The sequence below is a fragment of the Halomonas marinisediminis genome (genome assembly GCF_004347715.1).
Lineage (GTDB): Bacteria > Pseudomonadota > Gammaproteobacteria > Pseudomonadales > Halomonadaceae > Halomonas > Halomonas icarae.
Map to the genome: position 1 here is coordinate 1 of NZ_SLTR01000492.1, position 269 is coordinate 269.

The 269-nt window shown below is 63.2% G+C and carries 1 pseudogene; it reads left to right on the forward strand.

Going from position 1 to position 269, the window contains the following annotated elements:
- Positions 1-269: pseudogene (locus E0702_RS17540) on the forward strand (hypothetical protein); the annotation flags it as partial.

A 269-nucleotide genomic window follows, 5' to 3' on the forward strand; every position in this document is an offset into this window, starting at 1 on the left:
GCCAACAGGCGGCCGTTGTGGTGTTGTGCGCAGTGGCCATCATTGGGTTATGGGGTGCCGGTACGCTCCGCCTTGGAACAGAGACGCCCTCGCCTGGGGTCGACCTGCGCATCGTACAAGGCAACGTGCCCCAGCGTGAAAAATGGGCGCCCGGAAACCGGGACGCGACCCTTCAGCGCTACCTCGACCTCTCAACTCGTCCCGGCAACGTCGATTTGCTGCTTTGGCCGGAAACGGCCTTTCCCGGTTTTCTCGACGAAGACGCGCCT